At 57.7% G+C, this 26354-nt stretch carries 25 protein-coding genes and 1 pseudogene; 16 read left to right on the top strand and 10 right to left on the bottom strand.

Features of this window, described 5'->3' with window-relative positions; translation table 11 throughout:
• Positions 1-166: 166 nt before the first annotated feature.
• Positions 167-1585, top strand: a complete 1419-nt coding sequence (locus ACP7BN_RS02785; RefSeq protein ID WP_426201429.1) for a hypothetical protein — start codon at positions 167-169, stop codon at positions 1583-1585.
• A 215-nt stretch (positions 1586-1800) separates the two neighbouring features.
• Here ACP7BN_RS02785 and ACP7BN_RS02790 read toward each other — a convergent pair whose 3' ends face one another.
• Both ACP7BN_RS02790 and ACP7BN_RS02795 read right to left on the bottom strand, forming a co-directional pair.
• Positions 1801-2019, bottom strand: a complete 219-nt coding sequence (locus ACP7BN_RS02790) for a hypothetical protein (protein ID WP_426201431.1) — start codon at positions 2017-2019, stop codon at positions 1801-1803.
• Between the two features lie 289 nt (positions 2020-2308).
• A complete protein-coding gene (locus ACP7BN_RS02795) occupies positions 2309-2722 on the bottom strand; it encodes a hypothetical protein (protein WP_426201433.1) in 414 nt (137 codons plus the stop codon).
• A 271-nt stretch (positions 2723-2993) separates the two neighbouring features.
• Between ACP7BN_RS02795 and ACP7BN_RS02800 the strand changes: the two genes are divergently transcribed.
• Complete coding sequence (locus tag ACP7BN_RS02800; RefSeq protein WP_426201435.1) at positions 2994-3329, top strand: helix-turn-helix transcriptional regulator; 336 nt, start codon at positions 2994-2996, stop codon at positions 3327-3329.
• A gap of 39 nt (positions 3330-3368) precedes the next feature.
• Here ACP7BN_RS02800 and ACP7BN_RS02805 read toward each other — a convergent pair whose 3' ends face one another.
• Both ACP7BN_RS02805 and ACP7BN_RS02810 read right to left on the bottom strand, forming a co-directional pair.
• Positions 3369-3917: a hypothetical protein gene (locus ACP7BN_RS02805; RefSeq protein ID WP_426201437.1), complete on the bottom strand. Its 549-nt coding sequence runs from the start codon at positions 3915-3917 to the stop codon at positions 3369-3371.
• 276 nt (positions 3918-4193) lie between these two features.
• Positions 4194-4409: a hypothetical protein gene (locus tag ACP7BN_RS02810; RefSeq protein WP_207866938.1), complete on the bottom strand. Its 216-nt coding sequence runs from the start codon at positions 4407-4409 to the stop codon at positions 4194-4196.
• A gap of 241 nt (positions 4410-4650) precedes the next feature.
• Between ACP7BN_RS02810 and ACP7BN_RS02815 the strand changes: the two genes are divergently transcribed.
• On the top strand, positions 4651-5100 hold the full coding sequence (locus tag ACP7BN_RS02815) for an NUDIX hydrolase (protein WP_426201439.1): 450 nt from the start codon (positions 4651-4653) through the stop codon (positions 5098-5100).
• Positions 5101-5312: 212 nt separating this feature from the next.
• Here the strand turns inward: ACP7BN_RS02815 and ACP7BN_RS02820 are convergent, their stop codons facing one another.
• The gene (locus tag ACP7BN_RS02820) at positions 5313-5576 is read right to left on the bottom strand and encodes a hypothetical protein (RefSeq protein WP_426201441.1); all 264 of its coding nucleotides are present in this window, start codon (positions 5574-5576) and stop codon (positions 5313-5315) included.
• Positions 5577-5810: 234 nt separating this feature from the next.
• Here ACP7BN_RS02820 and ACP7BN_RS02825 point away from each other — a divergent pair, with 234 nt between their 5' ends.
• From ACP7BN_RS02825 to ACP7BN_RS02870, 10 genes and pseudogenes are all read left to right on the top strand, one after another.
• Positions 5811-6632, top strand: coding sequence for an ABC transporter substrate-binding protein (locus ACP7BN_RS02825; RefSeq protein ID WP_426201443.1), 822 nt, complete (start codon positions 5811-5813; stop codon positions 6630-6632).
• Positions 6629-7474, top strand: a complete 846-nt coding sequence (locus ACP7BN_RS02830) for an amino acid ABC transporter permease (protein WP_426201444.1) — start codon at positions 6629-6631, stop codon at positions 7472-7474. Before ACP7BN_RS02825 ends, ACP7BN_RS02830 begins: the two co-directional genes overlap by 4 nt.
• 28 nt (positions 7475-7502) lie before the next feature.
• A complete protein-coding gene (locus ACP7BN_RS02835; protein ID WP_426201446.1) occupies positions 7503-8885 on the top strand; it encodes an LLM class flavin-dependent oxidoreductase in 1383 nt (460 codons plus the stop codon).
• Between the two features lie 182 nt (positions 8886-9067).
• A complete protein-coding gene (proP, locus tag ACP7BN_RS02840) occupies positions 9068-10570 on the top strand; it encodes a glycine betaine/L-proline transporter ProP (protein ID WP_420651417.1) in 1503 nt (500 codons plus the stop codon).
• A gap of 137 nt (positions 10571-10707) precedes the next feature.
• Positions 10708-11532, top strand: coding sequence for a suppressor of fused domain protein (locus ACP7BN_RS02845; RefSeq protein WP_426201449.1), 825 nt, complete (start codon positions 10708-10710; stop codon positions 11530-11532).
• A gap of 167 nt (positions 11533-11699) precedes the next feature.
• Positions 11700-13199, top strand: a complete 1500-nt coding sequence (glcD, locus tag ACP7BN_RS02850; protein ID WP_426201588.1) for a glycolate oxidase subunit GlcD — start codon at positions 11700-11702, stop codon at positions 13197-13199.
• Entirely contained in the window at positions 13199-14263 is a 1065-nt protein-coding gene (gene glcE, locus ACP7BN_RS02855) for a glycolate oxidase subunit GlcE (protein WP_426201451.1), read from the top strand. The genes glcD and glcE overlap by 1 nt, the downstream gene beginning before the upstream one ends.
• A gap of 3 nt (positions 14264-14266) precedes the next feature.
• Positions 14267-15514, top strand: coding sequence for a glycolate oxidase subunit GlcF (glcF, locus tag ACP7BN_RS02860; protein WP_426201453.1), 1248 nt, complete (start codon positions 14267-14269; stop codon positions 15512-15514).
• Positions 15465-15605 (top strand): annotated as a pseudogene (locus ACP7BN_RS02865) (heme-binding protein); the annotation flags it as partial. The gene glcF and the pseudogene ACP7BN_RS02865, both read left to right, overlap by 50 nt.
• Positions 15606-16504: 899 nt before the next feature.
• Positions 16505-19087, top strand: a complete 2583-nt coding sequence (locus ACP7BN_RS02870) for a bifunctional diguanylate cyclase/phosphodiesterase (protein WP_426201455.1) — start codon at positions 16505-16507, stop codon at positions 19085-19087.
• On the opposite strand, the gene ACP7BN_RS02875 is transcribed toward ACP7BN_RS02870, so the two are convergent.
• Together ACP7BN_RS02875 and ACP7BN_RS02880 are read right to left on the bottom strand one after the other, a co-directional pair.
• Entirely contained in the window at positions 19084-20013 is a 930-nt protein-coding gene (locus ACP7BN_RS02875; protein ID WP_426201456.1) for a ZIP family metal transporter, read from the bottom strand. The genes ACP7BN_RS02870 and ACP7BN_RS02875 overlap by 4 nt on opposite strands.
• A 60-nt stretch (positions 20014-20073) precedes the next feature.
• Positions 20074-20958, bottom strand: a complete 885-nt coding sequence (locus ACP7BN_RS02880; protein WP_426201458.1) for a manganese catalase family protein — start codon at positions 20956-20958, stop codon at positions 20074-20076.
• Between the two features lie 326 nt (positions 20959-21284).
• On the opposite strand from ACP7BN_RS02880, the gene ACP7BN_RS02885 reads away from it, so the two are divergent.
• Both ACP7BN_RS02885 and ACP7BN_RS02890 read left to right on the top strand, forming a co-directional pair.
• Positions 21285-21731: a short chain dehydrogenase gene (locus ACP7BN_RS02885; RefSeq protein ID WP_426201460.1), complete on the top strand. Its 447-nt coding sequence runs from the start codon at positions 21285-21287 to the stop codon at positions 21729-21731.
• Between the two features lie 225 nt (positions 21732-21956).
• The gene (locus ACP7BN_RS02890) at positions 21957-22433 is read left to right on the top strand and encodes a hemerythrin domain-containing protein (protein ID WP_420648843.1); all 477 of its coding nucleotides are present in this window, start codon (positions 21957-21959) and stop codon (positions 22431-22433) included.
• 60 nt (positions 22434-22493) lie between these two features.
• Here ACP7BN_RS02890 and ACP7BN_RS02895 read toward each other — a convergent pair whose 3' ends face one another.
• Both ACP7BN_RS02895 and ACP7BN_RS02900 read right to left on the bottom strand, forming a co-directional pair.
• Positions 22494-22694 (bottom strand): hypothetical protein, encoded by a 201-nt coding sequence (locus tag ACP7BN_RS02895; RefSeq protein WP_420648844.1) that lies wholly within the window; start codon positions 22692-22694, stop codon positions 22494-22496.
• 24 nt (positions 22695-22718) lie between these two features.
• Entirely contained in the window at positions 22719-23369 is a 651-nt protein-coding gene (locus ACP7BN_RS02900) for a glycosyltransferase (RefSeq protein WP_426201463.1), read from the bottom strand.
• 274 nt (positions 23370-23643) lie between these two features.
• Here ACP7BN_RS02900 and ACP7BN_RS02905 point away from each other — a divergent pair, with 274 nt between their 5' ends.
• Positions 23644-24393 carry a helix-turn-helix transcriptional regulator gene (locus ACP7BN_RS02905; protein WP_426201465.1) on the top strand — a complete coding sequence of 250 codons (750 nt, stop codon included), beginning with the start codon at positions 23644-23646 and terminating at the stop codon, positions 24391-24393.
• A gap of 5 nt (positions 24394-24398) precedes the next feature.
• Here ACP7BN_RS02905 and ACP7BN_RS02910 read toward each other — a convergent pair whose 3' ends face one another.
• A complete protein-coding gene (locus tag ACP7BN_RS02910; RefSeq protein WP_426201467.1) occupies positions 24399-26354 on the bottom strand; it encodes a MacB family efflux pump subunit in 1956 nt (651 codons plus the stop codon).

Genomic DNA, 26354 nt, shown 5'->3' on the forward strand with positions numbered 1-26354 from the left:
ATGTAAACGCTGGTTGACTTTTAGCCCCAGGATCGTGCCCGAGACGACTTGCGAGGGTGATGGCACTCTACTATCGTACGTACGGCGAGTTCTGTGCTCAGATCAGCGATAGTAGAAAAACTGATCCCGGCAAAACTCTAAAGACGATTATTTTGGAGATTCTGCAATGGAGTTGGAGCACGCTGGGAATAGCCGACATGAGTTTTATTTAAATGACGAACATTCCATAAAGACAAGAGTGTCTGAGATTTCTCTCTGCCTTGCATTTATGATTTTTTTGACGGGCTGCACTAGCACTTCCGAACGACGCGGGTATCTCATTCCTGAATACTCCGCAAATGCGCAAACGGTGAACGTAGCGGTAGTCCCGCCTGCACCTGCACCTGCAATCACACCTGAACCCCTAGCAAAGGGAAAACCGCTAAATCTCACACCTCTGAGTGGGTTTGATGACGACTGGGGATATGAAGGGGCAGACGGAGAAAACTTTTCCGACTCCTACACGAGATTATTGATTCTTAGCGATATACCTGCTTATCGACACGGAGACGCAGGCGACGCCGGTGACTCGTTGCCGGTAATGGGCTACGAAAAAAGAGGTTGGTTATCACGCTTTCTGGTCGGGCGCGACTTTTCAATAAATTTGACGGCAAGTGTCACAGTGGGGGGATTTGAATCAACCATCCCGCTCGCAACCGTAGGCCACGTAAGTGATTCGAATGGCGAACAGTGGAACCGGGTTATCCACCACTCTAAAGCTAACTTCCCGTTATTTCTGGTAAAAGCAGATGGTAGCGCTTCAGTTCCCGTCGTTAAGCTTACAGTCAACGGTACGCAATCCTACTCCTCTAGAGGTGCCGCAGCGGCTGTTCAGGTTGCACTTGGAGTGGCGCGCGCCTCTGCAGGGTCAGCGTCAGTGATAACGCGGCTCTCCGAACAGGCAACCAGAGACAAAGCAAGAGCGATTGATGATGCTATATCTCGTCTTTTTTCTAGCGGTGTCACTGAGGAGCATTGGACTGACAGAGATCTTCGATTCTGGAGAGCGGGGAACAATAACGCGCCTCAGGGTGTGAAAGTGAGTTTCCACATACCGAATGATACGACTGACTGGAACTCGGCGCCTTCGCCCGTGGGAAATTGGATTATCACCTTCGATCATCCGCGACCTTCTATATTTTCAGATTGGCGAGTGTGTAGTGCGTCGACCCTTCCCAGATGTGCAAAAACCAGGAGAGCCGCACTGGAGAAGATTCATAAAGAAATTGATGTTAGCCAAGTGCTTAACTATAAGCTGACCAGTGATCCCCAGGGACTCGGAAGCATCAAAGCATTTATTTCTCAGCAGGATTGGTACACATCGGCACAGCTGAGTTTTATGAATCCTTTGGCCAAGAAGGCTGCTGCAGACGCCTTTTGTAGAAGGGTTCTCAATGAAGTCGGTGGTTTAGGGTTAAATGGCACCGATGCAAGAATAGTTCTATGGTCTGTAGTTAAAGGCTTGCCAATGGCAGGAGATGTCGACTTTTTAAGTGTCAGTAGCTGCAATGATTCTTTGAGTGAAGTAGAGGCGGATCGGGCTTGAGCTTTTAACACTCGCAGTATGCAGCAGACGGTGCTTTTTCATCACATTAGAAAAGCTCGAGGCGGTTCTGAACGACCTTTTCCTTAAGATCAGCCACGATGGTTTGATATCTGGCTGTTGAAGTTCAGGTAGGGCGGTCGGCCATGAACGGCAGCAATCGGCCAAAAGCGGACAGTCCACCAGCAAGTCAGATGTGTTCACGAATAAGCTGTCATTTAATCTGCCTGGTCGTTGACGCCATGAACACCCAGCAAGCCACTAAGCGAGGGACAGTAATTTTCAGTTCCAACTGACGAAGAACTAATATCACGGCTATTCTTGTCACGCAGCACAAGATTTAAGGTGATCACGATGATGAAAAATGGGGACGGATTTATTTTCCGAAAAAATAAATCCGTCCCCATTTTTTTATCGCCCGAAAATGGTGAGGTCATGTGGTTGGCTTGCTGAGGGTTAAAGACTGAAGTTCAGGCCGAGCTATCACATAGCTAACTTGCTTAGCTAGTTTGAAAGGCCGGCAGACACCCTTTCGCGAATTGACGAGGCCACTTCATACCTGCCAGAAATTCCACGCACTCGAATGGCCGCTGTCGCGAATTGATCATTCCTGGTACCCAGTGAGAGCACAGCGGACAATCTGACGAAAAAAGACCGTAAAAAAGGGCAGATCACCCAAAGTAATCCGCCCCTTTTGGAATCACCAACTCAACCACAACCCGTTATTCAGTTCCGCGTATCTTGCCCACCATAAATATTGGCACGACTGGAAGAACTGCGACCGTCGCGATAACGGGTTTCTTGCCCCCCGTAAATATTGGCGCTGCTCTGCGATGAATTTCCATCGCTGTACGTAGTGTTTTGCCCGCCATAAATATTCGAACTACTGGAAGAAGTACGGCCATCGCTAAACCGGGTTTCCTGTCCGCCGTAAATATTTGCGCTGCTGGTCGAGGTGCGGCCGTCGCTGTAGCGGGTTTCTTGTCCGCCGTAGATGTTCGCACTGCTCGAAGAAGTTGTTCCGTTATCGTATCGACATTCATAGCCACCGTAGATATTGGCAGAGCAACTGTCCGCAAAGGCTTGATACAGCGGCGACCCACACAAAATCGCACCCAGCAAAGCAAACTTGAGCTTCATAACACTCCTTGAACGAGCAGGACATATCATTGGAAACACTAGGACGCCGAGCCATTAAGCCCGAATACTTTAGAGTTTATTACCAGGACAAACATAAAAGATGGACTGCCTGTAACTCCTTGATCCAGCCCGAAGAAACTGTAACGCCTTACATAAAAGTTAATAGCGACGGTGGCAGCGTGCCATTATCTATACAGACTGGTTCTCCTACATTAAGTTTCCGCCGAGCTGAACAAATTCTCAGGGGGCAATTCGGGGTGCTTCACGACAAATGCAAAAAAGCCCGGCGGGTAAGGCCGAGCTTTCGTCGAGTAACGCACTGGAATCTGCCATTTTTTCCAGCGGGCTGGGTTCCATCGAGGCCGTAGCCAGTCACCTGGCCATGAGCAAGCGGGGTTTGCAGCGGGCTTTGAGTGCCGAAGCAGCCAACTTCCAGGGCATTCTTGGCGCCACCCGTGCCGAGCTGGCCCGGCATTATCTGAACAACTCGACCTTGTCGTCTGGGGAAATCGCCTTTCTCTTGGGTTTCCAGGACGGTAACTCATTCGTCCGTGCCTTCACCACCTGGACCGGCATCAGTCCGATACGCTATCGCAAGGCGAGTTGACGACGTTCAGTCAATCGTGACGGAACCTTGCCGCGCCCTTCAACCGTGACGCCTGTAAATCACCACATCTCCAGAGGTCGCAATCACCAATGTCTGCCCTGAGTAGGAAAAACCGAATGCTCTCACTTCGGAATCGATCGCCAGTTTGTGAAAGCTCGATGGTAGATTGCATTCGGCACCATGAAGCCAGGAACCCGGCTTGAACAATAGCAAGTGATGCTCAGGCCATTTCAAAGTCACGGTCTCAGTCGACCAACCATCGGGTGTAGTAGAGGGTAGACTGCCGCCATAAATGCCAGCCATGCGGATGGTCTTGTTTTCAAGCGCACCGATGCCCTTGCATTCGAGGAAGCGGTCTGTGAGTGCTCGATCAGAAGCGTCTCGGGCAATTTTTTCTCCGGTCTCACAATCGAATAGACCTAGTCCTGAACTGGAAGATACAAGTAACAACTCCGAGTCACGATCAAAGCCAACATCATACAAACCGGCAACGGTGTACTCCCCGGCGAGCTCCCAGGGAGACGGGGGTTGGGACGTTTGGCATTGATTGATGATTTCTCTTAACGGGTTCAGATGGGATGTCGGCATACGATGGGGACCTGTATTTTCGTCAATGTCTGCTCTTGGCGTATTAGCTACGTGTCCAGGGTCTGCTTTTGGCCGATAACAGCTTTTGGAGCTGAGCTGATTTCGAAAAATGGGGACGGATTTATTTTCCGAAAAAATAAATCCGTCCCCATTTTTTTAAAAAATAAATCCGTCCCCATTTTTTTATTTTTTCGGCTTTGAATTTACTTCCGTCGATGGCGACCAAATTTTCACCCAAGGCTGACCCTGCTCTCGCGAAACGCGGGGTCGGAGTTATCAGATTTGGAACAGGCGGGAGATCGCGGTCATGGCCTTGTCTCCGTCAGTTTCATAGAGACCGAACAGGCGCGTTTGGTCGCTTAGACGATGAAGCCGAAAATGGTTATAGAACGCTTGGCCTAAGCGCTGATTATCGAACGCTCCGCGTTCCCAAAGAGTTAAAAACTCTTGATACGCAACGCGCTCAATTTCCATTCTCGGCATGCTTTCCATATACACATCCATTTATGTCAGTGATGACCGAATCCTACTGACGCCGGACAGATGCGGCAATGCGCATTTTGGGGCGATTTTTAATCATCCGAGCTGTTTTTGGAGTTTTTACATACTCTGGGCCGAAAGCAGTCATCCACGAACGACAGCTTCCGACCCGAAGCGGACATCAGAATATCTGGCGACTCACGCAGAGGATAGGGTCGTAAGATGGGTGCTTCGTTGTCGATAAGGAAATCGCATGTCACCGAACAAGGCTTGCCCCGTAATCCTCTCCAGCATTCCTGGTGCACACATCCTTCTGTTCCGCCATCCAATAGCAGGCGTACAACTGGTCAAAGGGACAATCGAGAAAGGCGAAACTCCAGCTGAGACCGCTCTGCGCGAATTAAGCGAAGAATCAGGCATTACGGACGTCTCGGTTGTCAGCGATATGGGCTGCTGGGACGCCGGGCATCTCGACCAGATATGGTCATTTCAGCTGTGTCTCATCCAGGTATCCTTGCCGGAGCAATGGACTCATCTCACGCTTGATGACCATGGCCATACCTTCAGCTTTTTTTGGGCTCCGCTCGATAATTTGCCGTATGCCGACTGTCATCCGGTCTTCCGTCGAGCGTTAAGGTTCCTAACTGCCAGGCTGACAGCGCGAGGTTTTGTGTTGGCTCAAGAGCACAGCAGAAATACGTGATCCGAAACTCCGACTTGATGTCCTTAGACGTCTTTCGAGCGACCGCTTATGGCCGATAGCAGCCTCTGGTGCTTACTGATTTTGCCGCCGGCCGGAGTTATCTCGCAGGTTGTGAACGCTCCACTGGCCGTTCCTGATCAGAAACCAAAAGATAAAAAAAGCCCGGCTACTAAGGCCGGGCTCTCGTCGAGGCCTACGGTAAAACCCTGCACTTACACCGCACGGCGTTCGATCAGACGATCCGAACCGTCGGCGGCAACCTCATTACCTTTCAATCGATCCGACCCATCAGCAGCAATCGCATCACTAAACAACGGATCAGTCTGAGTAGCCGCCGCCACCGCATCACTAAACAACGGATCAGTCTGCGTAGCCGCTGCCACAGCATCACTAAACAGCGGATCAGTCTCAGTAGCCGCAAAGGCATTCAGTGCGAAGATCGAGAAAACAATACCTACGATGGTTTGGCGTTTCATGGTTGTGTGCTCCGGGTTGCAGTGGTTGGGTATGGAGCCGATCTTACGCCGCGCCTCCGATATGAGAACTTCATTGAGTTAATGGCTGTTATCGACGCAGTCAATGATGCCCCGCCCTCACCCGCAAAGCCGATATGCCACGAACAAAGCAGCATATGCAAAAATCGAAGTACAAACAGTTTTTATAGTGCGTTTTAATCTATTCAGGATTTTTTCTGTTTGGAGCATTCGCACTTGAAGACCACGGCATTTCTAACCCTGGGCCTGGCATTGGCCACCACTTGCTCCGCCGCACTCGCCGGGCCGATCCTCGACCGCGTCACGCAGAAAGGTGTGCTCACCGGTGTGTTGATGGAGAGTTATCCGCCCTTCTCTTTCCTCAATGCGCAAAACCAGTTGGACGGTTTCGATGTGGACGTCGCGAAAGCCGTGGCCGAGAAGCTGGGTGTGAAGTTGCGACTTGAGACGCCGTCGTGGGATGTGATCGCCGCTGGGCACTGGAATGGTCGTTACGACATCTGCGTGTGCTCGATGACACCGAGCAAGGCGCGCGCCGAGGTGTTTGATTTTCCGGTGCAGTATTACCAGTCGCCGGCGGTGATCGTGGTGAATGCCAAGGACACGGCCATCGCTGCGGGCAAGGATTTGTCGGGCAAGAAAGTCGGGGTGATCAGCGCATCGACTTACGAGGCTTATCTGAACAAGGATCTGGTGATCGAAGGCGCCGAGGACAAGCCGCTCAGCTATCCATTTGAAAGCGTGCAGATCGCGCCGTATGACAACGAAACCGTGGCATTCCAGGATCTCGCTTTGGGCAGCGGCGTGCGTCTGGACGCGATGGTCACCAACCTGATCACCGCCCGCGAGCGCATCGCGCAGGATTCGCGTTTCAAGGTTGCCGGCGAGCCGCTGTATGCCGAACCGAACGTGGTGGCGGTCGAGAAAGGTGATCCGCAGTGGAACGCCAAGGTCAGCGAGGTCATCGCGCAACTCAAGGCTGACGGCACGCTGAGCAAGATCTCACAGAAGTGGATCGGCTCCGATATCAGCCAATGACAGCCCTTAACCCTCACCCGGCGAAAACCCGGGTCGTCCCCGAACCTGCGCCGCAGCAACCACGTCAGTGGTTCGGTTTCCGCACGCGGCTGTATCTGACGTGGGCGGCGCTGCTCGGTTTGTGCGTGATGTTTTTCCTGAGCTTCGATCTGAAGTTTTCGATCATTCTCGACAAGCTGCCAAACCTGGTCGGTGTGCATCTGGGGCCGAACGGTTTTTTGCAGGGCGCGGCGCTGACTATTTTTCTGTGCTTCTGCTCGATCTGGTTTTCCTTGCTGTTGGGGTTTGTCACGGCGCTGGCGCGGTTGTCGAGCAGTGCGGTGGCGTTTGGGATTGCGAGTTTTTATGCCTCGTTCTTTCGCGGCACGCCGTTGCTGATTCAGATCCTGTTGATCTATCTGGGTCTGCCGCAGCTCGGTGTGGTGCCGGGGGCGATCAGCGCCGGGATCATCGCGTTGTCGCTGAATTATGGCGCCTATCTCAGTGAGATTTTCCGCGCGGGCATCCTCGGTGTGGCACCGGGGCAGCGTGAGGCGGCCGCAGCGTTGGGTCTGAAACCGGCAGCCACGTTCATCCACATCATCCTGCCGCAAGCGATGCGCACGATTCTGCCGCCGACCACCAGCCAGTTCATTTCGATGCTCAAGGATTCTTCGTTGATCTCGGTGATGGGCGTCTGGGAAGTGATGTTTCTCGCGCAGTCGTACGGTCGCTCGTCCTATCGCTACATCGAAATGCTCACCACCGCAGCCGTGATTTACTGGCTGCTGTCCATCGGTCTCGAACTGATCCAGCACCGCCTCGAACGCCATTACGGCCGGGGCTTCAAGCATCAGCGCTAAGCCGCTCACGATATTTTCAGGAACGATAATGTCCGATCCAAAACCTCTGCTGTTTGCACTCTATGAACAGGCCAGCGTCGGCTGCGGCGGTGCGCCAAGCCTGTGGACTCACCCGGCTGACGAACGCCTGAGCATCAACTCGCTCGGCTACTGGTCGAACCTGGCGCGGATTGCCGATCAGGCGCATCTCGACATGCTGTTTTTCGGCGATGTGCTGGGCTTCTATGACGTGTTTGGCGGCAACGGCGATGCGGCGATGAAATGGGCGGTGGAAGCGCCGGCCAACGATCCGTTGATGATCATCCCGGCCCTCGCTGCGGTGACGGAAAACCTCGCGTTCGGCGTGACCGTCACCACCAGTTACGAGCATCCGTTCACTCACGCGCGGCGCTTCAGCACCCTCGATCACCTGACTAACGGCCGGGTCGGCTGGAACATCGTCACCTCTTACCTGTCCAGCGCCGCACGCAATTTCGGCCTAGAACAGATGATCAAACACGACGACCGCTACGAGCGCGCCGAAGAGTTCATGGACGTGGTCTACAAACTCTGGGAAGGCAGCTGGGCGGATGACGCGGTGGTCGCCGACAAGGCGCGCCAGCTCTACGCACGCGGCGATCGGGTGCGGCCGATCAATCATGAAGGCGCGCATTACCGGGTGGCCGGGCCACACCTGACTTCACCGTCGCCACAGCGTACGCCGTTGTTGATTCAGGCCGGTTGGTCGGGACGTGGTCGCGAGTTCGCCGCCAAGCATGCAGAGCTGATCTTCATCGCCAAGTCCAATCCGCAGGAAATTCGCCAGGGGCTGGAAGACATCTGGGCCAAGGCGCAGGCGCTCGGTCGGCAACGCGAGGACGTCAAATCGCTGACCGTGTTGCGCATCGTCACCGCCAAAACCGAGATCGAAGCCCAGCGCAAATACGACGAGTTGCAAAGCAACTATCACCTGCAAGCGCAACTGGTCAGTTACGCCGGCGATACCGGCATCGACATCAGCCGCTATGCCGACAATGAAGCGCTCTCGACCCACACCGAAGGCCTGACCTCCTACGTGATGCGCGCCGATGGCAGCGGCAAACCGCTGACCGCCGGCGACGTCAAACAGCGCTTCGCCAGCGTCACGCGCGGCAGCGACCTGATTCTGGTCGGCACACCCGAGCAAGTGGCGGATCGCATCGAAGAACACGCGCGGATCTCCGGCACCAGCGGTTACATGCTCAACCCGCTGATCAGCCCCGGCAGCCTCGAAGACTTTGTCGAACTGATCATCCCCGAATTGCAGAAGCGCGGTTTGTATCGCACTGAGCCGCAACGCGGGACGTTCCGCTCGAGATTGCGTGGCGATGGCGCGAATCATTTGCCGGATTCGGCTTACGGCGCGTCGTTCCGTTTCGACCGTACACAGTGACCGCGTCGGCGATTAGCAAAAAATCGCCGAAAGCGGTGAATTTTTTCGTGTCCAGTTGTATCTGATCAGGAACAAGCTGTGCCATCAAATAGATGGCAACGGCCAAGGCAAGCTGTCCAGCCCGCGCCACACGGGGCTCAGGGCGGTTTGCATCAAGACTGATTGGATCAGAGTGGACTCGCATGAAAGCAGCTAAAAACAGCGTCAACCCGATCGGGTTGCAAGACATCACCATTGTCGACGACGTCAAGATGCGCAAGGCGATCACCGCCGCCGCACTCGGCAACGCAATGGAATGGTTCGACTTCGGCGTCTATGGCTTCGTCGCCTACGTGCTCGGCAAGGTGTTCTTTCCCGGGGCCGATCCAAGTGTGCAGATGATTGCCGCGTTGGCGACCTTCTCGGTGCCGTTCCTGATTCGGCCGTTGGGCGGGTTGTTTTTCGGCGCGTTGGGCGACAAGTACGGACGACAGAAAGTCCTCGCCGCGACCATCGTCATCATGTCGCTCAGTACTTTCGCGATTGGCTTGATTCCCTCATATGCCTCGATTGGCATTTGGGCGCCGATCCTGTTGTTGCTGGCAAAAGTCGCCCAAGGCTTTTCGGTCGGCGGTGAATACACCGGTGCTTCGATCTTCGTCGCTGAATACGCACCGGATCGCAAACGCGGTTTCCTCGGCAGTTGGCTGGACTTCGGCTCGATTGCCGGCTTCGTGTTCGGCGCCGGTCTGGTGGTGCTGATTTCGACGATTCTCGGTGAACAGAAATTCGAAGAATGGGGCTGGCGTCTGCCGTTTTTCCTCGCCCTGCCGCTGGGCATGATTGGCCTGTATTTGCGTAACGCGCTGGAAGAAACCCCGGCGTTCCAGCAGCACGTCGAACAACTTGAACAAGGCGACCGTGAAGGTCTGGCCCACGGCCCGAAAGTCTCGTTCAAAGAGGTTGTAACCAAGCACTGGCGCAGCCTCGTGACGTGCATCGGCGTAGTCGCGGCAACCAACGTCACCTACTACATGCTGCTCACCTACATGCCGAGCTACCTGACCCACAACCTGCACTACAGCGAAAATAGCGGTGTGCTGATCATCATCGCGATCATGGTCGGCATGCTGTTCGTGCAGCCGCTGATCGGCTTCATCAGCGACAAGATCGGGCGCAAACCCTTCATCGTGTGCGGCAGCATTGGCCTGTTCATCCTCGCGATTCCAGCGTTCACGCTGATCAACAGCGGCAAGATCGGCCTGATCTTCTCCGGCCTGCTGATGCTGGCGGTGCTGCTGAACTTCTTCATCGGCGTGATGGCCTCGACCCTGCCGGCGATGTTCCCCACGCACATTCGCTACAGCGCGCTGGCCAGTGCGTTCAACGTTTCGGTGCTAATCGCCGGCCTGACCCCTGCCCTCGTCGCCTGGCTGGTGGAGACCACGCAGAATCTGTACATGCCGGCGTATTACCTGATGGTGATTGCGGTGGTCGGCCTCGCTACCGGCCTGACCATGAAAGAAACCGCGAACAAACCGCTACGCGGCGCGGCACCTGCAGCTTCCGACCTTGAAGAAGCCAAGGAACTCTTGCAAGAGCATCACGACAATATCGAGCACAAGATTGAGGACATTGATGCGCAGATTGCCGAGCTGGAAGCCAAGCGCGAGAACCTCGTGCAGCAGCATCCGCGGATTGAATAAAAAACTCGCTTTCAGCGCTCTCGCGGGCTTCGCAGAACGCTGAATAAGTGGTTTAGTGCCGGGTAAATCAAGGAGCGAAAGCGGCCAGTCATGAACGGCTGCTTTCGATCCCGAACCAAACCCCGCAAGGACCGCACATGAGTTTCTTCAAAAAGCTTTTCTCCTCAGCGAAAAAACCCGTCGTTCAATCGGCTCCTCCGGTAACACAACCTGACGTGCCGGATGATCTGCCTGACTGGTCCGAGATCGAAGCGGCGCACGATGCAGCTCGCGTGGCCGGCGCGGAATGCCTGGATCGGCACTGGCGATCGGTCGGGGCTGTCGAGCAGGATGTCCTGTCCTACATGATCAGCCCGAGCTTTTCCGGTGGCCCTGACTGGCCGTCTACCCGCCAGGCCTACCGCGTGGTGCGCCGTGGCGATTCAATCATTCTTGCCACCGAAGGCTTGTCAGACCCGTTCGATGGTACGGACGATATGTCCAATGGGTTTGAGATGGAGTTATTCATCGAAACCGCCGATATCCCCGAACATGCCAAGGGCGCCGTAGGTGACGTCGATCCATTCAAGCGCAGCTGGGCTTTCGAACTGTTGGAAACCCTCGCCAAAACCGTGGCCAACGCGGGCGGTATCACCCACAGTCTCGATCAGCACGGAGTGCTCTCCGTCGACGTCCCGGGGTTCAGCCAATCGCACCATATTGACGGTCAAGTGCCCGCCCTCTTCGTCACCGATGACGATTGTGTCGGCGTGCTGCTGGGCGGCCCGCAACCCGATTTCCCGACGCGCCTGGATGACATGCCTTTATCGCCGGTCAGGTTGGTGCCGGTGGTGTTGATCACGGCGGCGGAGCTTGCCTACGTGCGCTCGGGTGGGCGCGCCGCACGCGAGGATCTGGTCAGCCGCTTGAACGCTGCGGGCATCGGGTATGTGAGCAGTCTGCAACGTGCCAGCGTTGTTTGATGCCGTGCGGAACTCAGTGACGGCGTGACAAGCACCATTCTTTTTCGCACGTTGACCCATCCTCCTCCCTCCTCAGCTTTACTCACCGGCACCAACGGCTCAATGTTGCATTGAGCCGCCCAACGATCCACACCTCTGAAAACTACAAGGAGGGTCGTGCACCGATCATGAACATTCTCTACGACGAACAGCTCGACGGTGTGTTGCCGGACGTCGACAAAGCCGCGCTGCTGCAGGCTCTGCACAGCCAATGGCCGGATCTGCAAGTGCTGCACGATCGCGAAGAACTCAAGCCATATGAGTGCGATGGCCTCTCCGCCTACCGCACCACGCCGTTGCTGGTGGTGTTGCCCCGGCATCTGGATGAGGTTCAGGGCATTCTGCGGATATGCCATGAGCGGCAGGTGCCGGTGGTGGCGCGTGGTGCGGGGACGGGGTTGTCCGGCGGTGCGTTGCCGTTGGAGAAAGGCGTGTTGCTGGTGATGGCGCGCTTCAACAATATTCTGCAGATTGACCCGGCGGCGCGCACCGCACGGGTTCAGCCGGGGGTGCGCAATCTGGCGATCTCGCAGGCTGCCGCGCCGTTCGGGCTGTATTACGCGCCGGATCCCTCGTCGCAGATCGCCTGTTCGATTGGCGGTAATGTCGCGGAAAACGCTGGCGGCGTGCATTGTCTGAAGTACGGTCTGACGGTGCACAACCTGCTCAAGGTCGACATTCTGACGGTCGATGGCGAGCAGCTCACGCTCGGTTCCGAAGCGCTGGATTCTCCGGGATTTGATTTGCTGGCGCTGTTCACCGGTTCCGAAGGCATGCTCGGGGTGATCACCGAAGTGACCGTCAAACTGCTGCCCAAACCACAGACCGCCAAGGTGCTGTTGGCATCATTCGATTCGGTGGAAAAGGCCGGGCGCGCGGTGGGTGAGATCATCGCTGCGGGGATCATTCCCGGTGGTTTGGAGATGATGGATAACCTGGCGATCCGTGCCGCCGAAGACTTCATCAACGCCGGATATCCGGTGGATGCCGAAGCGATTCTGCTCTGTGAACTGGATGGCGTCGAAGCCGATGTCCACGACGACTGCGACCGGGTACGCCAAGTGCTCGAGCAAGCCGGAGCGACCGAGGTGCGTCAGGCGCGCGACGAGGCAGAGCGCGTGCGCTTCTGGGCCGGGCGCAAAAATGCCTTCCCGGCCGTCGGGCGTCTATCGCCGGATTATTACTGCATGGACGGCACGATTCCGCGCCGAGAACTGCCGGGCGTATTGCATGCGATCAAACAGCTGTCCGCTGAATACGGTCTGCGCGTGGCCAACGTTTTCCACGCGGGCGATGGCAACATGCACCCATTGATTCTGTTCGACGCCAACCAGCCCGGCGAGCTGGATCGCGCCGAAGCATTGGGCGGCAAGATTCTTGAGTTATGCGTGAAAGTCGGCGGCAGCATCACCGGCGAGCACGGTGTCGGGCGCGAGAAAATCAATCAAATGTGCGCGCAGTTCAACAGCGACGAATTGGCCCTGTTTCATGCGGTGAAAGCGGCGTTCGACCCGAGCGGTCTGCTCAATCCGGGCAAGAACATTCCAACTCTGCAGCGCTGCGCCGAGTTTGGCGCGATGCACGTGCATGGCGGGCAGTTGCCGTTCCCAGAGCTGGAGCGATTCTGATGGGTAATGCGCAGGATTTCGACGACAGCGCGGCGTTGCTCGATCAGGTCAATCAGGCGCTGGAAAACGCAACGCCGTTGCGCATTCAGGGCGGCAACAGCAAGGCGTTTCTTGGGCGCATCGTTGCTGGCGAGATACTTGATACGCGCAGTCATCGCGGCATCGTCAGCTATGACCCGACTGAACTGGTGGTCACCGTGCGCTGTGGCACACCGCTGAATGAATTGCTTGAGATATTAGACGCCGCACATCAGATGCTCCCATGCGAACCGCCCGCCTTCGCCGACGGCGCCACGGTAGGCGGCATGATCGCCAGTGGCTTGTCGGGGCCGCGCCGCCCGTGGTCGGGTTCGGTGCGCGACTTTGTGTTGGGTACGCGGGTCATTACCGGGCATGGCAAACATTTGCGCTTCGGCGGTGAGGTAATGAAGAACGTCGCCGGTTACGACCTGTCGCGGTTGATGGCCGGCAGTTATGGCTCGCTTGGCGTGATCACCGAGGTCTCGCTCAAGGTGCTGCCGAAACCGCGAAAGTGCCTGAGCATCAGTCTTGAGATGAACAGCCAACGCGCTCTTTTGCGACTGGCCGAATGGGGGCAACAGCCATTGCCGATCAGCGCGGCTTGTCACGATGGCGAGCGTTTGCATCTGCGTCTGGAGGGTGGCGAGGGTTCGGTGGCGGCGGCGCATGATCGATTGGGCGGCGAGTTGCTTGATGCCGCGTATTGGGCGGATTTGAATGAGCATCGACTGGCATTTTTCGATGAAATCCAGCCGCTGTGGCGCTTGTCGGTGCCAAACAATACGCCGCTGCTGAATCTGCCCGGCGCGCAGTTGCTCGACTGGGCTGGTGCACAGCGCTGGCTCAAGTCCGATGCTGATACAGCGCTTATTCGCAAGGTAGTCGGCGAAGTCGGTGGACATGCGACCTGCTACAGCTATGGCCTGGTGGACAGTCCGTTCCAGCCGCTGCCGCCGGCCCTGCTGCACTATCATCAAACCCTCAAGCGACAACTCGACCCTCGCGGGATCTTCAATCCCGGTCGTCTGTACGCGGAGCTGTGAGCCATGCAAACCACCTTGAGCGCAGAATCCCGGCAACTGCCGCGCGCCGAAGAGGCCGAAAAAATCCTGCGCAGCTGTGTGCACTGCGGCTTTTGCAACGCGACCTGCCCGACCTATCAACTGCTCGGTGATGAACTCGATGGGCCACGCGGGCGCATCTATCTGATCAAGCAGGTGCTGGAAGGCAATCAGGTCACGCGCAAGACTCAAGAGCATCTGGATCGCTGTCTGTCGTGCCGCAACTGCGAAACCACCTGCCCGTCCGGGGTGGATTATCACAATTTGTTGGATATTGGTCGCGCAGTGGTCGATGCCGCGGTGCCGCGTCCGATGGGTCAGCGTTTGCTGCGTGAAGGACTGCGCAGCGTGGCGCCGAATGCCGGTTTGTTCAAAGGGTTGATCAGCAGCGGCCAGGTGTTTCGTGCGCTGCTGCCGGGCAGTTTACAGGCCAAACTGCCGCGTAACGCCGCAGCGCCTGGATCACGACCGGTGACCCGACATGCGCGACAAGTGTTGATGCTGGAAGGTTGCGTGCAGCCGGGGTTGTCGCCCAATACCAATGCGGCAGCGGCGCGGGTGCTGGATCGCTTGGGTATCAGCGTCACTGCCGCCCTTGAAGCTGGATGCTGCGGCGCGGTGGATTATCACCTCGACGCACAGAACGTGGGTCTGGATCGCGCCCGGCACAATATCGATGCGTGGTGGCCGGCCATTGAACTTGGCGCCGAAGCGATTGTGCAAACCGCCAGCGGATGCGGCGCGTTCATCAAGGATTATGCGCATCTGCTGTGTGCCGATCCGGCGTATGCCGAGAAGGCCAAACGGGTCAGCGCGCTGGCCAAGGATCTGGTCGAAGTGCTCAGGGATGAACCATTGGAATCCCTCGGTGTTCACGGGGATCGGCGACTGGCGTTCCATTGCCCTTGCACCTTGCAACACGCGCAGAAACTCGGCGGCGCGGTGGAGTCGGTGTTGCTGCGCCTGGGCTTCAGCCTCACCGCTGTGCCGGACGCGCATCTGTGTTGCGGCTCGGCCGGCACTTATTCGCTGACCCAACCTGAACTGGCGCGAGAGCTGCGCGACAACAAACTCAATGCACTGGAAAGTGGTCACCCGGAAATCATCGCCACAGCCAATATCGGCTGTCAGTCCCACCTCGACGGCGCGGGTCGCACGCCCGTGAGGCACTGGATCGAACTGGTCGACGACGCTGTTGGCCTCGCCCGAAGGCGGCGTGCCGATCGCGTTTGATGGGCAGGTGATTGGCGCGGTCGGGGTGTCGGGGGTGAAGGCCGAGCAGGATGCGCAAGTAGCCCGAGCGGGCGCGCAGTGTCTGGATTGAGGGGTAAATGACAGGCGAAAAAAAACCGTCTTTGCGGGACGGTTTTTTCGTAAGGCTCAGCTTGCAACTGAGCCTTTGTGCCTCACAAGCCGCACTGACGTGGACGCATGGTATTTGCGTTCGCTCCTCGGTGCAACGGTTTTTTCTCGTGGCATAGCGCCGCAAATCACTGCACGAATAGTGAACCCGCGCAATAAACATTTCAAACAATACCTGACAGAAATAACGCTTTACAGAAAACGTGAGTTTGAGGCCAGCGAACCGCAAAGATACGTCTTCTCGCGTGAATTTTCTGGGTTAGGATGCCTGCGCTCACATGACAGTGCCGCGGTGAGGTCTGACCGACGACCCAACGGTTTCATGCCCTCTGACACGGTTTTGCAGCCGTGCCGGAATGATGATTCGGAGGGATTTCGACCGGCCGCCTCACAAGCCGTACTGACGTGCCGGCCGAAGGCGCGCATGATCCGGTAAGTGCGCTGGAGGATTGGCCCCCAACCTGGAGGCCAAAACGTATGAAGCTTTTGCTGCGTACGCTGAGCCTCGTATGGAGATCGTTTAAAGCGTTCCGCTTTTACGAATTCCTGCGAGACCACTTTGACGACCTGAAGTAACGGTCATCAATGCGGGGGAAGTCCGTTTCAGTCTCGGCTGAAGCGGGCTTTTTTTCGAACCATATAAGCTGTCATTAATATGAATCACCGACCTACCACTGCAGGACACATCGCAGGCCCGTATAAGCAAAGAAAATTCAGCCGTTTCAGATAAGGGCGGGCAAAGCCAAATCGAGTTCACTATGCTTTCGGCTATTCGGATCAGCGCAATCCCGCAGAAGGTCTGAACAATCTGCCAACTGCAATGTTCCAGATGCCGTAGCAAACGGATCAAGGACGAGCGAAATGCAAACCTCCACTTACGCGGCGCCAATCCTCGCTCCTCAAAGCGCAGTGACCCGGCGCCTGGCATTTGCCGTAGGTCTGCTGTTTATTGTCGGCGTGTTCGCTGCCGCCAGCGCCCTGCTTGGCATCGCCAGCCACCTCGACACCCAGGACGTCAACGAAACCAGATTCTATTCAGCCCGCGCGCTGGAAAACCGTATCATCGCGTCGAAAAACTACATCACCAGTTACGCCTACTGGACCAGCGCCTACGAGCACCTTAGCGGTGAGATCGACATCAACTGGGCTTTCACCGAGCAAAATGTCGGCAAAACCCTGTTCACCAGCGACGGTTATGACGGCGTGTTCGTGCTCGATCGCGAGCGCACCAAGTACAGCGTGGTTCGCGGTCAAATGCTCGATTCGAATATCTCGAATTTCTTGCAAATGTCCGCCGCAAATCTGGTCGATCAAGTACAGAGCCAGCCGGATCTGACAAAACCGATTGCCACCTACTCGCTTTTTGAAGGCTGGCCCGCACTGATTACTGCTGCGGCGATTATCCCCAACGACGAGCGACCGCTGGGCGACCCGCAGACAACTTCGGTACTGGTGTTCGTCGACAAGCTCACGCCAACCAAACTGCGCAAGCTTGGCAGCGGCTACGGCCTGAACAACCTGACGCTGGCACCGGACGAAACCATCGATGCCGGACAGCCGCGTGTCGCACTCGACAGCACCGGCTACAGCCTGATTGCCGATCTCGAGCGACCCGGGCAACAGTTGTTGTGGTCGCTACTACCGCCGCTGGGCGGCACGTTACTGGTGTTGATGCTGCTGACGGCTTACTTTTTCCGCCATGCATTGCGCTCCTCGCGCTTCGTCGATAGCAGTTTCGCAACCATGCAGGCTGCCAATCGTGCGCTGGAGGCCAGCGAAGAACGCTTTCGTGCGGTCGCCGAAGCGGCTTCGGACTGGATCTGGGAAACCGACAATCACCAGTCCATCACGTATCTCTCCGCGCGTTTCAGCGAAGTGACCGGCTATGCAGAGGCGCATTGGCTGGGCCGCAACATCGGTGAATTATTGGTCTGCGACACCACACCGCTGGATCTGTGGTTCAACAAGTTGCCAGAGGAAACCAATGCCAGCGACCTGCGCTGCACCTACCGCGACCAGTCCGGGCAGCAGCGCCATTGCCGACTGTCCGCACGGCCGATCTTCGACAACGGATCGGTGACTGGCTATCGCGGCACCGCCAGCGACATTACCGACGAAGTCGCCGCACACGCGCAGATCCAGCACCTGTCGATGCACGATGCGCTGACCGGCCTGCCCAACCGCAACAAACTCGCGCGCTATCTGGATGAAGCGCTATTGCACAAGGAGCATTCCGCGCCCTTGTCTGTATTGGTGATTGACCTGGACAACTTCAAACCGATCAACGATTCGCTGGGTCACCCGGCCGGTGATGCGGTGTTGCAGGAAGTCGCCAGCCGTCTGCGCGAGTGCACCCGCGAGCTGGACCTGGTCGCCCGTTTGGGCGGCGATGAGTTCGTGGTGGTGCTCAACGGCATGGACACCCATCAGGAAATCGACAAGTTCTGCACGCGGTTGATCGGCAGCCTGCACCAGCCGATCAACTTCGAAAATCACCCGCTGCACATCGGCGCCAGCGTCGGCATCGCCCTGAGTCGGCGCCAGGGTTACGTGCCCGGCGAACTGATCCGTTGCGCCGACATTGCGCTGTACAAGGCCAAGTCCGACGGCAAGAACACCTGGTGCTATTTCGAAGCGCACATGAGCGATCAGATTCAGAGCCGCCGACAATTGGAGGACGACCTGCGCCTGGCGATCAAGAACCATGAGTTCGTGCTGCACTATCAACCGCGCTACAAGGTCGATGGCAAGCAGATCGTTTCGGTCGAAGCACTGGTGCGCTGGATGCATCCGACCCAAGGCCTGCTCGGGCCGGACCTGTTCATTCCACTGGCCGAGCAAACCGATCTGATCGTGCCACTCGGTCGCTGGGTGCTGCGTGAAGCCTGTCAAACGGCACTCGATTGGCCGAGTGACGTGTTTCTTTCAGTCAATCTCTCGCCGGCGCAGTTTGCGCTAAGCGATGTGGTCGAGGATGTGCGTGAAGTGTTGGTCGAAACGCGTTTTCCGGCCAGTCGGCTGGAGCTGGAAATCACCGAAAACGTCATGCTCAACGACACTGACGGCGCGCTGACCACCATGACTGCGCTCAAGGAACTCGGCGTGCGCCTGAACATGGATGACTTCGGCACCGGCTACTCGTCGCTGGGCTATCTGCGCGCTTACCCGTTCGACGGGATCAAGATCGACAAGCGTTTCATTGCCTCGATCAGCAGCGGCGACAATGATCGCGCAGTGGTGCAAGCGATCATCGGCCTGGGCAAGGCCATGGGTCTGACCGTGACGGCCGAAGGCGTGGAAACCGAGGAACAACTGGACATTCTCGGCAAGGATCAATGCAACGAAGTGCAGGGCTATTTCATGAGCCGCCCGGTGGACAAACACGCCTTCGCGGCGCTGCTGGCGGCTTCGCGCAGCGACCCACCGCAGGCAGTGCGGTCCTAGCCCAGCGCCGTGTCGAGAAACATCATCACGCCAAAACCCAGCATCAGGCCCAGTGTGGCCGGCGTCTCGTGGCCGTTGCGGTGGGTCTCGGGAATCACCTCGTGCGACACCACGAAAATCATCGCACCGGCCGCCAGCCCCAATGCGATCGGGTAGCCCAAGGCAAAACTGCTGGAGATGCCCAACCCGACAATCGCGCCCAACGGCTCCATCAGGCCGGAACCGACCGCAATCAACGCCGCCCGCAGCGCCGAAATGCCAGTTACCCGCAAGGCCAACGCAACCGCTAGGCCCTCGGGAATATCCTGAATGGCAATCGCGGTGGTCAGTGGCAATCCGACCTGCATGTCACCGTTGGCGAAGCTCACGCCAATCGCCATGCCTTCCGGCAAGTTATGCAAGGTGATCGCCAGCACGAACAGCCAGACCCGGTTGATGCGCTGCGCTTGCGGCCCGCGGCGACCGCTTTCGACATGCTCATGCGGGATGAAGCGATCGAGTCCGACCATCAACGCCACGCCCAGCGCCAACCCCGCCACCACCACACTGGCGGCCAGCAACGGGTTACCAAACAGTGCCTGCGCCGCTTCGATGCCCGGCAGAATCAGCGAGAACGAACTGGCGGCGAGCATCATGCCCGCGGCGAATCCGAGCATGATGTCCTGGGTGCGCGCAGCAATGTCGCGCAAGGCAATCGCCATCACCGCGCCGAGTGCAGTTGCAGCGAAGCCCGACATTCCGCCGAGAACGGCGTAGTGCAGATTGTCCTTGTTGGCCCCAACTAGCGCGCCGTAACCGCTGAGCAACAGCAAAACGGCCACGCCGGCCAGCACCAGCCAGAAAAAAATCCCGCCCCATCCCGAGCGTGAAACCTGACGCAGCCATGAGCGCACGGGCGATCCCAGCGAAGGTGAAGGTTGCGGCATGAAAATCTCCTCTTTCCCATTGACGATCACCGCACGCCGCGAGGGCGTGCGGCAATTTCATCAGTCGCGCGGTTCGCCCTGCACACCAGCACCCAGATCGGCCCCGGTGATCGGGTTGCTTTCAGGATCGGACATTGTCCGGACCTTCATGTTCAGCAACAGGTCTTCATCTTCTGCGCTGAGCTGCACGCTGGCCGTACCGTCACCGCCGTCCACCGCCGGCGCCGGATCCTCGACAAAATCCCAATCCTCACCCTCGTTCCATGGTCCGCGCATGCTGCCTTCGCCTTGGGACATGTTGTAGTAGACATTAGTGAACTCCGGCATCCCCGGAACCTTGCCCTGCGGAAAATTCGGCTGGATTGCATGCAGGGCTTTTTCGAACGACAACTGATGAGCGATTTCCCGCGTCATCAAAAATCCCAGTGCTTCTTTTACCCCAGGATCATCCGTCACGTGCATCAGACGCTCGTAGACGATTTTCGCCCGCGCCTCAGCGGCGATGTTCGAGCGGAAATCAGCAGTCGGCTCACCGATGGTGTCGACGTACGCCGCCGACCAGGGCACGCCCGCCGAGTTGGTCAGAGGCGCGCCGGCGCCATACAGCAGGCTGGTGATGTGCGAGTCATTACCGGCGCCGTTGATCGCGCGATACAACTCGCCCTCCTCTTCAACCCCCTCGGCCATGCGTCCCTTCGCGCCTTTGTTGAGCATGACGATGATCGAGCCGACGATCTCCAGGTGACTGAGCTCCTCGGTGGCGATGTCCATCAGCAAGTCCTTGCGGCCGGGATCATCTTCGGCCAACGCTTGAGTGAAGTAGCGGGACGCCGCGGCCAGCTCGCCCTGCGCTCCGCCAAATTGTTCGAGCAACAGGTTCGCCAGACCCGGATTCGGTTGCGCCACACGGACGGTGTATTGCAGACGTTTGTTATGTAGAAACATGACAATTCTCCTCAGGCAAAACGAGGGTCGCTGCTCATCCGATGAATGATCGAATGCGGCCCCACAGTCATGTGAAGGGCACGCCATCGGGTTAATTTCAAAATTCAAGCCTGGCTGCGACGGGCGGTGGACTTACCGCGAAATGCACGATTTCTCGTGTCCGTCGTCTGGTATCCGCCATTCAATTCAAACTTTCGCCGAGTTTCCTCTCTCCCATTGCCTCTACAAATTTCCCGCGTTTATCCCCCCATACCGGTCATGCATTTCGATGGAACCTGCTGTGATCGCGTGTTCTCTATCGCAGACCACCACGGAGGACTTGCACCATGATCGCCCCATCGACAGGTATGAAATCCGGTGAGCGTTACACCGTTGAAAGCATCGAACGCGCGCGGCACTTTCCAGGATTTTTTCTCGACGGAAAGTATTACCTCAGCCCGGAACTGCTCACGGCTGTCGGCTGGCTGGAGGGCAACCGATTTCTCTATGACGAACTCGACCCCAGCGGCGAACCGGTGTTTCCCGGACGCGTGGCCGGGGTGATCGAAGATCTGACGCTGACGCTGGCGGACGGCGCCCGTCTGCCGCTGAATCAAATGCCCTACGAGGCCCAGGACAGCATGCTTGCCGACACGCTCTCGCCGCCACTCGACTACGAGCAGCTCCCCCCTGCTCCGGCGATGCCGCGCCCCTCAGCGCGCATGCTGTTGACCGGCGCGGCACTGTTGCTCGGAACTTATCTGCTGGCAACGCGCTCGCGACGCCAGCGCTAAGTCAGCGCAACAGTCATGGCCCCGAGCCGTGATCTGCAATGCCCGCCACACGCGCTTCATGCAGGCTGCACGAAGGCGTTGTGCCTTGAGCGGCGCAAGTCCTTGATCCTGTTGCAATGCGGTCAGCGATCAAAACTGGCACGGCAAATGCGACAGCTGTAGGGAATCCGCAGCACCGCGAGACAGCGGACTGTGTCTACCCGTGAACCGCAGAGGCAACCCACCATGAATGCCATCGACCTTCTCAAAGCCGACCACGTAAAAGTCAAAGACATCCTGAGCCAACTCAGCGAATCCACCGATCGCGCGCTGAAAAAACGCGTCGAATTGCTGGCCAAACTGGAAATGGAAATTTCCATTCACACTCGACTGGAAGAAGAGATTCTCTACCCGGCCTTCAAGGAAGCAGGCAGCAAGGAAGAGGACATCATGTATTACGAGGCCAAGGAAGAGCACCGCACTGTCGACTCACTGGTGCTGCCGGATCTGAAAATCACTGATCCAGGTACGCCGGAATTCGCCGGCCGGGTGAAAGTGGTCAAAGAGCTGCTGGAGCACCACATCGAAGAAGAGGAGACCGAAATGTTTCCCAAGGCGAAGAAGCTCCTGGGCAAGGCCAGACTCGATGAGCTGGGTGCGCAGATGGAAGCCATGAAAGCCAGTTACAAGAAAGAAATGGCGGCCGGCAACATGGCCGCTTGATTGACGGAAATGAACAAGGCCCGGCATTTGCCGGGCCTTGTTGTATCTGCGTAAATCATCCTACCCGCCGCTGGTGAAAACATTCCCCGCATCGCGCACCAACTGCCGCCATTCGGCGCTGTTGATCAGGCCTTGTTCTTCCATGTCGTCCGCCGCTTTAAGCAATTCGTCGTACTGTTCTTCCGGATCCATGCGCAGCTGCGATTGGGTTGCCAGTTTGCGCCATGCCGCCAGTGATTCTCGCTTGCGCTGATCGATCATAGGGTTCTCGCATTCAATGGTGATTCAGGCGGTTTCAAGAGACAGCAGATAATCGGCAAATCCTTGGCGGCAGCGACTCTCCTTGCGTGCACTGGTCACCACGCTGTTGCTCGCAGTCCAGACGATCCGCGCACCCGCCCGTTCCAGATCACGCACCAGATGCACGTCCTCATGCGCCTGCAAATGTTTAAAGCCGCCGGCCCGCTGGTAGGCAATCGAACACACGCCGAAGTTGGCACCGTGGATGTGGCGATGGCCCTCGACCGGCTGATAAAGGTTCTCGTATCTGGCGCGTACCTGCCCTGCATGTGCGTCCCAACAATCAACGCTGACCGTTCCGCACACCGCATCGGCGCGACAATCCAGTTGCCGCACCAGCCACTGCGGCGATACCAGAGTGTCGGCGTCGGTGAACGCCAGCCAGCGCGCGCCTGCGCCAATCAGCGACTCAGCACCGGTCCAGCGCGCCTCGCCCACGTTGCGTCCGCGTGTGGTCAAGGTTTTGATGCCCATTTGCTCCGCGATCCGCGCCGAACCGTCAGAGCAACTGTCGAGCACCACGAGGATTTCCACCGGCTCATCCAACAGCGGATGCGCCGCAGCTGTAAGCACCGACTCAAGGCAATGCCGGAGCAACGCTTCTTCATTGTGTGCGGGAATGACGACGCCAATCATGTGTATGCTCCTGCCTGCCCTGTCGATCAACTGATTTCGAGTGACCGTTAGGAGACAGACCGGCGCGGATTTGCCTCGGTTCGATTTTTTTCTGGACTGCATTGATATCGGCCAACGGACTGGCCGGTTATGAGCTAATAGCGCCTTTATTAAACGCTTGGTTACGCGTTGTACTAGCATAGGATCCAATTCCTGACGAATTTCGTCGGCCACGGAGCTCAAGGTCGGCGCGTCCGGGATGCAATCAGCCCATTGCAACTCATGGATGAAACACATGAATTCACATTTGTTCCCGCACATCGGCAAAGTCATTGCCAGCACCGGCAGCCGGCATTTCCCGCGCATGCTGCACGATCTGATCCTCACCCAACTGGCCGTGGACGCCACGCACATTCGCCAGATGCGCGTAGAACCGGTCGGACACGCGCTCCTTCGCAGTGAACTGGAAAGCGCCAAGGAAGCCGCCCTGCTGGCCGAAACGGTGTACTCGGAACTGAGCAGCGCACCGCCCTCATCAGATATGCCCAGCCGTGAAAGCTTGCCAGTCACCGATGCCTCGCAGCTGCACCTGACCCGCCGCACGGACGATTACCGCTACGTGATTTCGGTGTATCGCAACGGCGCGTCCAAACGCTTCTCGGCGCACGAGCGCAGCCTCTTGCAGGACATCTCGCCAGTGCTGCTGCCGATGGTGGAAAAGCACATCAACGCCCTGCAACCTGCAATCTGTGCAGTGCCCGCCGAGCAATCTCAGGATGCGGCCGCGCAAGGTCTGCAAACCTTGCGCCTGCGTTTTTGCGAGCGCATGGATCAACTGGGCCTGAGCCTGTCGAACCGCGAACTGGAAGTCTGCGTCGGCCTGCTTGCCGGGCGCACCGCGCCGGAACTGGCCGAGCAACTGCAACTCAAGGTCAACACCGTGGAAAGCTACCTGAAGCGCGCCGCGATCAAACTCGGCATCAGCGGTCGTCACTCACTGATGCGCTGGATGTATTCGCCGCAGGACACATCCAGCGCCGCCTGACCCGTTTAATCGCGGGCCAACGCCTCGATCGGATCCAGCCGCGAGGCGTTGCGCGCCGGGACGAAGCCGAACACGATGCCGATCAGGGTCGAACAGGCCACTGCCGTGAGCACCGAGGCCAGCGAGAACACCATTTCCCATTCCTTGATGAACACCGAAAACAGATGGCCGATGGCGTAGGACAGCGAAATGCCAATCGCACCGCCAAGCAGGCAAACCATCACCGCCTCCACCAAAAACTGCTGACGGATATCCGACTGCCGCGCGCCGACCGCCATGCGAATGCCGATCTCACGGGTGCGCTCGGTCACCGACACCAGCATGATGTTCATCACCCCGATGCCACCGACCACCAGCGAAATCACCGCGATCAGCGACAGCAAGAGCGCCAGCGAGCGGCTGGTTTTCTGCACGGTCTGCATCACGCTGTCGAGGTTGTTGGTGTAGAAATCCTTGGTGCCGTGGCGTTGCAGCATCAGTTTGATCACGTTGTCTTCGACCACTTTGCTCGGCTGGCCGTCCTTGATGCGCACGCTGATGCTGTCCAGATAACGCTGGCCCAATAATCGCCCGGCAGCGGTTTCGTAAGGCAGCCAGACGTTCAGCGATTTGCCCGAGGCGAAGAGGTTTTTGTTTTCCGCCGCCACGCCAATCACCGTACACGGCAGATTGCCGATCAGGATCACCTGCCCCAGCGGATCGACCCCTGCGCCGAACAAGCGCCCGGCGGTGTTATGGTCGATCACCGCAACTTGTGCCTGACGCCGTGCATCGTTTTCGCTGAATGGAATGCCCGCCTGCATCTTGATCCCGCGCACCTGGAAATACAGATGGCTGACGCCGTTGACCTGCGCATCGACGTCAATGTTGCGATAACGCAGCAGCTGATTGCGCCCGACTACGGGTGTGGCGCTGTCGACGTAATACAGTTGATTCAGCGCCGTGACGTCCGCAGGCGTGAGGGTTTCGATAGACGCCGAGCGACTGTCGCCAAAACTCGCGCCGGGATAGATGTCGATGGTGTTGCTGCCGATCGCCTGAATGTCCTTGAGCACATAGCGCTTGGCGCCTTCGCCGATGGCCGAGATTGACACCACCGAGGTGATGCCGATGACAATCCCGAGCATGGTCAGCAAGGTGCGCATGCGGTGCGAAATCAGCGCGACCCAGGCCATGGCGAAGGCTTCTTTGAATAACCCGAGACTGGCCACCAGCCGCCGCGCGGTGCTGGATCTGGCTGGCACCGACTCGGTCGGCAACTGCGCAGTGTCGCGCTCGTTGCGCCGGTCGCTGAGGATTTCGCCGTCGCTGACCTCGATGATGCGCTCGGCGTTGGCCGCGACTTTCGGGTCGTGAGTCACCAGAATCACCGTGTGCCCGGCCGCGTGCAGCTCCAGCAGAATACGCATTACCTCTTTGCCGCTGGCGGTGTCGAGCGCGCCGGTCGGTTCGTCGGCGAGGATTACTTCGCCGCCATTCATCAAGGCGCGAGCGATACTCACCCGCTGCTGCTGGCCGCCAGAGAGCTGACTCGGCCGATGCGTCAGATGCCCTTGCAGCCCCAGCCGCGCCAATAACTCACGGGCGCGGGCGTGGCGTTGCAGTTGCGGCGTGCCGGCGTAGATCGCCGGCATCTCGACGTTGTGCATCGCGCTCAGGTGCGGCAGCAAGTGATAGCGCTGGAAGATGAAACCAAAGTAATCGCGGCGCAGCTCAGCGAGGGCCTGATCGTCGAGATCGCGGGTTTCCTGGCCGTTGATCTTGTAGCTGCCGGCGGTGGCGTAATCGAGGCAGCCAAGGATGTTCATCAGCGTCGATTTGCCAGAGCCGGAAGCGCCGATGATCGCCAGCATTTCCCCGGCATGGATCGTCAGGTTGATGTCTTTGAGCGCCAGAAACTCGCGGTCGCCAGCGGTAAAACTGCGGGTGATGCCGGTCAGTTGCAGCAGCGGTTCGCTCAT

This window comes from Pseudomonas sp. TWP3-1 (genome assembly GCF_049896625.1).
Taxonomy (GTDB): Bacteria; Pseudomonadota; Gammaproteobacteria; order Pseudomonadales; family Pseudomonadaceae; genus Aquipseudomonas.

Coding starts and splice junctions, on each gene's coding strand:
- ACP7BN_RS02815 (WP_426201439.1), top strand. CDS start 4,651: ATGTCACCGAACAAGGCTTGCCCCGTAATCCTCTCCAGCATTCCTGGT.
- ACP7BN_RS02820 (WP_426201441.1), bottom strand. CDS start 5,576: ATGAAACGCCAAACCATCGTAGGTATTGTTTTCTCGATCTTCGCACTG.
- ACP7BN_RS02870 (WP_426201455.1), top strand. CDS start 16,505: ATGCAAACCTCCACTTACGCGGCGCCAATCCTCGCTCCTCAAAGCGCA.
- ACP7BN_RS02905 (WP_426201465.1), top strand. CDS start 23,644: ATGAATTCACATTTGTTCCCGCACATCGGCAAAGTCATTGCCAGCACC.
- ACP7BN_RS02800 (WP_426201435.1), top strand. CDS start 2,994: ATGCAAAAAAGCCCGGCGGGTAAGGCCGAGCTTTCGTCGAGTAACGCA.
- ACP7BN_RS02830 (WP_426201444.1), top strand. CDS start 6,629: ATGACAGCCCTTAACCCTCACCCGGCGAAAACCCGGGTCGTCCCCGAA.
- ACP7BN_RS02810 (WP_207866938.1), bottom strand. CDS start 4,409: ATGGAAAGCATGCCGAGAATGGAAATTGAGCGCGTTGCGTATCAAGAG.
- ACP7BN_RS02845 (WP_426201449.1), top strand. CDS start 10,708: ATGAGTTTCTTCAAAAAGCTTTTCTCCTCAGCGAAAAAACCCGTCGTT.
- glcD (WP_426201588.1), top strand. CDS start 11,700: ATGAACATTCTCTACGACGAACAGCTCGACGGTGTGTTGCCGGACGTC.
- proP (WP_420651417.1), top strand. CDS start 9,068: ATGAAAGCAGCTAAAAACAGCGTCAACCCGATCGGGTTGCAAGACATC.
- ACP7BN_RS02875 (WP_426201456.1), bottom strand. CDS start 20,013: ATGCCGCAACCTTCACCTTCGCTGGGATCGCCCGTGCGCTCATGGCTG.
- glcE (WP_426201451.1), top strand. CDS start 13,199: ATGGGTAATGCGCAGGATTTCGACGACAGCGCGGCGTTGCTCGATCAG.
- ACP7BN_RS02910 (WP_426201467.1), bottom strand. CDS start 26,354: ATGAGCGAACCGCTGCTGCAACTGACCGGCATCACCCGCAGTTTTACC.
- ACP7BN_RS02880 (WP_426201458.1), bottom strand. CDS start 20,958: ATGTTTCTACATAACAAACGTCTGCAATACACCGTCCGTGTGGCGCAA.
- glcF (WP_426201453.1), top strand. CDS start 14,267: ATGCAAACCACCTTGAGCGCAGAATCCCGGCAACTGCCGCGCGCCGAA.
- ACP7BN_RS02785 (WP_426201429.1), top strand. CDS start 167: ATGGAGTTGGAGCACGCTGGGAATAGCCGACATGAGTTTTATTTAAAT.
- ACP7BN_RS02835 (WP_426201446.1), top strand. CDS start 7,503: ATGTCCGATCCAAAACCTCTGCTGTTTGCACTCTATGAACAGGCCAGC.
- ACP7BN_RS02795 (WP_426201433.1), bottom strand. CDS start 2,722: ATGAAGCTCAAGTTTGCTTTGCTGGGTGCGATTTTGTGTGGGTCGCCG.
- ACP7BN_RS02895 (WP_420648844.1), bottom strand. CDS start 22,694: ATGATCGATCAGCGCAAGCGAGAATCACTGGCGGCATGGCGCAAACTG.
- ACP7BN_RS02805 (WP_426201437.1), bottom strand. CDS start 3,917: ATGCCGACATCCCATCTGAACCCGTTAAGAGAAATCATCAATCAATGC.
- ACP7BN_RS02790 (WP_426201431.1), bottom strand. CDS start 2,019: ATGACCTCACCATTTTCGGGCGATAAAAAAATGGGGACGGATTTATTT.
- ACP7BN_RS02885 (WP_426201460.1), top strand. CDS start 21,285: ATGATCGCCCCATCGACAGGTATGAAATCCGGTGAGCGTTACACCGTT.
- ACP7BN_RS02890 (WP_420648843.1), top strand. CDS start 21,957: ATGAATGCCATCGACCTTCTCAAAGCCGACCACGTAAAAGTCAAAGAC.
- ACP7BN_RS02900 (WP_426201463.1), bottom strand. CDS start 23,369: ATGATTGGCGTCGTCATTCCCGCACACAATGAAGAAGCGTTGCTCCGG.